The following is a 5,625-nucleotide window of genomic DNA, read 5'->3' on the forward strand; positions in this document are numbered from 1 at the left end:
CAGTTAACCTCAGCTATAAGGGCAGTCGATGTCGCCCAGCTCAACGAAAACGCTCTTCACCTGGGTATAGTGGTTCAGGGTTTCGATACCGTTTTCACGGCCGATACCGGACTGCTTGTAACCGCCAACAGGCATTTCAGCAGGAGAAGCGCCCCAGTTGTTGATCCAGCAAATACCGGCCTGCAGGCGGGCAATTACACGGTGGGCACGGGAGAAGTCTTTGGTGAATACACCGGCCGCCAGACCGAAGTCAGTATCGTTGGCGCGGCGGATCACTTCTTCTTCGTCGCTGAAGCGCAGGATGGACATTACAGGGCCAAAGATTTCATCTTTTACGTTTGGCATGTCGTCGGTGCAGTCAGCAAATACAGTCGGGGCAACAAAGTAGCCTTTATCCAGACCGTTTTCAGTGACACGGTTACCACCGCAAACAAGGCGGGCGCCGGCGTCTTTAGCGGCATCGATGTATTCCAGTACCTTGTGCATGTGCTTTTCAGAGATCAGAGCGCCAACCTGGGTATCCAGATCAGTTGGATCGCCCACAATCATGCGGCCGGTGCGCTCAGCAATCTGAGAAACGAATTCGTCATAGATGCTGTCGTGAACGAATACCCGGGTACCGTTGGTGCAGACTTCGCCCTGGGTGTAGAAGTTGGCCAGCATCGCGCCGGATACAGCGTTTTTCAGATCGGCGTCTTCAAACACAACCAGCGGTGATTTTCCGCCCAGTTCCATAGTTACATCTTTCAGAGAGCCAGCTGCATCTGCCATGACTTTCTTACCGGTACCGCATTCACCGGTGAAGGATACTTTTTCAATTTCCGGGTGACGGGACAGGGCCTGACCGACACGGTAGTCACCCTGTACAACGTTGAATACGCCATCCGGCATGCCAGCTTCGGTGTAGATTTCAGCCAGTTTCAGAACAGACAGCGGAGTTTCTTCAGACGGTTTGAATACCAGTGCGTTACCGGCAGCCAGACACGGGCCTGATTTCCACATGGCGATCTGAATCGGGTAGTTCCATGCACCGATACCGGCACATACGCCCAGCGGTTCGCGGCGGCTGTAGAAGAAGTTGCTACCGCCCAGATCCTGTTGCTGACCGTGAATTGTACCGGCCAGACCTGCGAAGAATTCCACTACATCGGCACCGGTTGCGATATCAACGCAGTTGGCTTCCTGCATTGGCTTACCGGTGTCCAGTACTTCCAGTGCCGCCAGCTCATCGTTACGTTCACGCAGGATAGCAACGGCTTTCATCATAATGCGGCCACGTTCCGCACCGGACATTGCTGACCATTCAGCGAAGCCTTTCTTGGCACTTTCTACTGCAGCATCAACGTCTGCCAGTGAGGCCTGCTGGATCTCGCCGATGGCTTCACCGGTTGCCGGGTTACGGGTAATAAAGGTTTCACCGGAGGTGGCGTCCTGATAACGGCCGTGGATGTATAAGGCGTGTTGCATAGTCTGTGTACCCTGTGAGCAATCGGTTTCGCGAGGTAAAGCAGCGGTGGCCGATGGCTTAGATTTTTTATTAATCGTTCATTTAATTAAAAATAACTTTGGCGATTTTTTGATCCGATGTCAAATCTATTCCTGGTGGTTACCGGGAAAGGTCGCGGATGGTCAAGTTCTGCGTTTTGGGTTGTGAACGGATTTATGTGGCCCGCTATTTATGTATTTAAACTACCTGTTTTGAAAATGCTGTTCAGGGGAGAGTAAGGGAAACAAGTGTGCTACTATTGACACCAATGTTTAATTAGCTGCAAAGAAAGCAAATGTTTTCAGCAAGATAAGGAAATCATAACTTGCTAGATGCGTTTTACTGCTGAAAGCTGATTAACTGCAGCACCAGAATATAATTCTAAAAATATCGGGGGATATGGTGCATGGCTAAGCTGAAACAGCTTCGCTCTCGCGTGGGCGCTACTTTACTGTGGACGGCAGTTTTGCCGGCGTCCGTACAGGCCGAAAATCTGCTGGAGGTCTACCAGCAGGCACGGGAAAACGATCCTGTCTATCTGGCAGGGTTTCATGATCATGAGGCATCTAAAGAAGTCTATGATCAGGCACTGGCATTATTGTTGCCGAATATTAAGTTTGATATTTCCCATACTGAAAGGTCGCAGGACATTGTCAGCAGCGAAAACCCTGTTTTCGGTTCCGGCAGTACGTCCTATCCGATCGACGAGTACAGTCTGTCGATCACCCAGTCCGTATACAGCTTTGCCAACTGGGCTGGCTTCAAGAAATCCAAAGAAGACGTTAAACGTGTCGCTGCCGAACTGGAGGATGTTCGTCAGGATCTGGTGATGCGTGTGGCGGAAGCTTATTTCACAGCACTTAAAGAACGTGACAGTTATCTGGCGGTGACCGCCGAAGTGACTGCGCTGGAAAAGCACTATGAACTGGTACAGAACCAGCGTGAGGAAGGTCTGGCAAGAATGACCGACCTGCTGGATTCGCAGGCCCGTTATATGCAGGCGCAGGCCCGTCAGGTTGAAATCAGTAATGACTTGCGGGATGCCATTCAGGGGCTGCGGGAACTGACCGGCACGCTGCCTGATTCCCTGGTTACCCTGGGTGACGGACTGGAACTGGTGAGCCCTGAGCCACTTGATGTACAGACCTGGGTTGAGAGTGCTCAGAAACAGAACCCGATGTTGCTGGCTAAGCAAAGTGCCCTGGCAGTTGCCTGGCAGGAAGCACGCCTTCAGAAGGGCGGACATTACCCGACACTGGATCTGGTGGTGACCCATCAGAATGTGGATAACGGCGGTTCATTGTTCGGCGGTGGCAACGAAGTTGAAACCCAGGACATCCTGCTGAAGTTTACCCTGCCGATTTATTCCGGCGGTGCTGTCTCCTCCAAAGTGCGTGAAACCATCAATCTGCATAATAAAGCCAAAGATGAGCTGGAACAGGAATGGCGCAAAGCCGGCCGTGAAACCCGGGCTGCTTTCAGCGGTGTTGCCGGTGCGATCACCAAGGTTAATGCCCTGCAGCGTTCGGTTGATGCCTATGAGCTGGCGGTGGATGCCAAGCGTACTTCATTCGAATCCGGTCTGATTTCCAGCGTCAGTGTGCTGGATGCAGAGCGGGATCTGTTCATTGCCCGCAGTGATTTTTCCGCAGCCCGTTATGAATATCTGTTAAATACCCTGCGGCTGAAACGTGCGGCCGGCACCCTGGGTGTGCAGGATCTTGAGCGAATCAATGCCGAGCTTCAGGGAACAGAAGTGACGACAGATGTTGATGCCATGCAGGCGCAGGACAATGCAGCGGTGCTGACGTCCGGTTCAGTCGGGGCGGAGTCTTTAGCGGCAGCTGACGTACAGTCTGGCGTGCAGTCCAGCGTTCAGGTGCGCAGTGTGGTTTTTCTGAATGAAGAAAGCGCTTCTGTTTATAGCGATGAGCTGCTGGCTGAGGTGTCGCCGGTTGAAAGCGATGCCCTTGTCACTACTGATACGGCAGCTTCAGATATGTCTTCAGCGGTTTCCTTTGTCTCTCCTAAAGCCGCTGCAGCCGTCAGCGGCACTGAGATGCAGGCCGATGGCTGGCTGAATCAGTTACCGAATGACGCCTTTGTGGTGCAGCTGGCTAAAGGTGCGAATGAAAAAGGTATTCAGAAGTTTGTTCGCCGTCACGGGCTGGAAGATCAGGCAGCTTATTACCGTACCGAGCGGGAGTCAGGGCAGGTGGTGTTTGTACTGATTACGTCACCGTTCAGCACAGTTGCCGATGCCAAAGCCGCAGTGGCAGAAATGCCGGTGGCGGTGCAAAAGGGAATCTGGGTCCGTAACGTTTCAACGCTGCAGGATTTGTACCGTCAGCCGGGCAGCGGTGCTTAATGCAGGTTGCTGAACTGGCATCTGCTTTTAAGGCAGCGTTCGCGGCAACCGGTGTGCCGTTCGGCTACGAGACTTCCTGCAAGCTGGTGCCGGGAAAGGCATTAAATGACCGCTTCCTGATCAGCACCCATAAAGATGCTTTTGCCTCAAAAGGGCTGAAGCATTTTTTGCCGGAAGAGCCCTGTCAGGCGATACCGACACCGGTATGGCAGTGGCTGGAAGAGGGGCTGCCCCGGGCGGACCTGCTGCACTTTGGTTTTGAACCGGCAGCCAGCCCGGTGCTGAAGATTTATCTGGAACGTGCCGGTGATTTTTACGCTGGTCTTAAGTATGACCCGCAGGCAAGACTCCTGGTTTATGATGCCCTGAAATGGGGAACTGAACTTAGCCCTGTCAGCAGCCGGTATATGTGCCGGCCGGAACAGACAGAAACTGAACTGCGGCGAACCATTGAAGCCTGTTTTCAGGCGCCTGGCAGTGAGGCCTGCCAACTGGCACTGGCTTATCTGGAGCGGGCGCTGCAGGTTCTGCCTGCAAAGCAGTTGCTGATGCTGGAAGTGGAAGAAGCTGGCAGTGTTCGGCAGTCGTTCGATCTGAACCTGTACGACCTGGAGCAGACAGTCACGCAGTGGGCGGATCTGATCCGGCAAACCTGGCAGTTGCAGCAACCGGATAACCAGCCGGTGGAAACATTTTTGCAAACCCATGGCGATAAAGTACTGGGCCATGTATCAGCAGGTACCGGCCGGGACGGGCAGGTATTTTTTACCTTGTATTTCGGCGTCACTGAACAGGCGCCGGAAGCAGTATAAGTTTTGTTAACCGCTGTCTGATGGCGGGAGAAAAAAGAGGATATACAAGTGGCAACGCAATTATTGATTTACGGACAGGTAGAAGCAGTAAATAAACAGCGCCATGTTGACTGGTCAATTAAAGCCGGAAATAACTACAGCTTTGCCCGGCAGGTTAATTCAGTCCCTCTGATGGCTGTGGAATTCCCGAATGCCGCTGAAGATTACAGTATTGTATTTGCCGGTAACGGTGATGAAGTGCTGCCGGTGGTTGTAATGGGCGTTCGTGAAGACGAAAACCTGTATGTCGCCGAAGATGGCAGCTGGAACGCTAACTATGTACCGGCGTTTATCCGTCGTTATCCGTTTGTTTTCGCCAGCAGTGATGACGGCAACACCCTGACCTTGTGTCTGGATGAAAACTATGAAGGCTGTAATCAGGAAGGCCGCGGTGAGCGTCTGTTCGATGCTGACGGTGAGCAAACCCAGTACCTGACCAAAGTAGTGGACTTCCTGCAGGATTATCAGAGCCACTATCAGCGCACCCAGGCGTTCTGCCAGAAGCTTAATGAGCTGGATCTGTTCGAAGATATGGGCGCTAAGTTCACCTTACCGTCCGGTGAAGAACGCACCCTGACAGGCTTTAAAGTGATCAGCCGTGACAAGCTGAAAGCGATGCCGCAGGAAGAGCTGGCAGCACTGATGGCCAATGACGGTCTGGAGCTGATTTACCTGCACCTGCAGTCTATGCGCAACCTGAACAAGGTTCTGCAGAACATGCCTCAGCCGGCGGCTGCGGACACAGCTGCGTCTGCCGAGGCAGATGTTCAGCACTGAATCAGCTGATTCAGACAGTGGTGCAACGGAGTAACTGCACCCGGATTTATTAAGCACGCAGGGGCGTGCATTGCCACGGAGACGGCAGCATATAACGATAAACGAGAGCCCTTTCGGAAGGGGCTGACAATGGGTTCAAGGCT

Annotated in this window: 4 protein-coding genes; 3 read left to right on the forward strand and 1 reads right to left on the reverse strand. The window is 52.9% G+C overall.

The genetic code is table 11. From position 1 onward, the window contains the following. Positions 1 to 9: 9 nt before the first annotated feature. Positions 10 to 1,467, reverse strand: a complete 1,458-nt coding sequence (gene betB, locus JYB63_RS10365; protein WP_205657809.1) for a betaine-aldehyde dehydrogenase — start codon at positions 1,465 to 1,467, stop codon at positions 10 to 12. Positions 1,468 to 1,892: 425 nt separating this feature from the next. On the opposite strand from betB, the gene JYB63_RS10370 reads away from it, so the two are divergent. Genes JYB63_RS10370 through JYB63_RS10380 form a run of 3 tightly spaced genes read left to right on the forward strand, consistent with a single transcriptional unit; the run spans position 1,893 to position 5,482 of the window. Then, positions 1,893 to 3,854 carry a TolC family outer membrane protein gene (locus JYB63_RS10370; protein WP_205657810.1) on the forward strand — a complete coding sequence of 654 codons (1,962 nt, stop codon included), beginning with the start codon at positions 1,893 to 1,895 and terminating at the stop codon, positions 3,852 to 3,854. Further along, positions 3,854 to 4,666, forward strand: a complete 813-nt coding sequence (locus JYB63_RS10375; protein ID WP_205657811.1) for a hypothetical protein — start codon at positions 3,854 to 3,856, stop codon at positions 4,664 to 4,666. Before JYB63_RS10370 ends, JYB63_RS10375 begins: the two co-directional genes overlap by 1 nt. A gap of 48 nt (positions 4,667 to 4,714) precedes the next feature. After that, positions 4,715 to 5,482 (forward strand): SapC family protein, encoded by a 768-nt coding sequence (locus JYB63_RS10380; RefSeq protein ID WP_205657812.1) that lies wholly within the window; start codon positions 4,715 to 4,717, stop codon positions 5,480 to 5,482. The last annotated feature ends 143 nt before the right edge of the window (positions 5,483 to 5,625 follow it).

The organism is Aliamphritea spongicola, assembly GCF_017051665.1.
In the GTDB taxonomy this organism is placed as follows: Bacteria; Pseudomonadota; Gammaproteobacteria; order Pseudomonadales; family Balneatricaceae; genus Amphritea; species Amphritea spongicola.

Coding starts and splice junctions, on each gene's coding strand:
- JYB63_RS10375 (WP_205657811.1), top strand. CDS start 3,854: ATGCAGGTTGCTGAACTGGCATCTGCTTTTAAGGCAGCGTTCGCGGCA.
- JYB63_RS10370 (WP_205657810.1), top strand. CDS start 1,893: ATGGCTAAGCTGAAACAGCTTCGCTCTCGCGTGGGCGCTACTTTACTG.
- betB (WP_205657809.1), bottom strand. CDS start 1,467: ATGCAACACGCCTTATACATCCACGGCCGTTATCAGGACGCCACCTCC.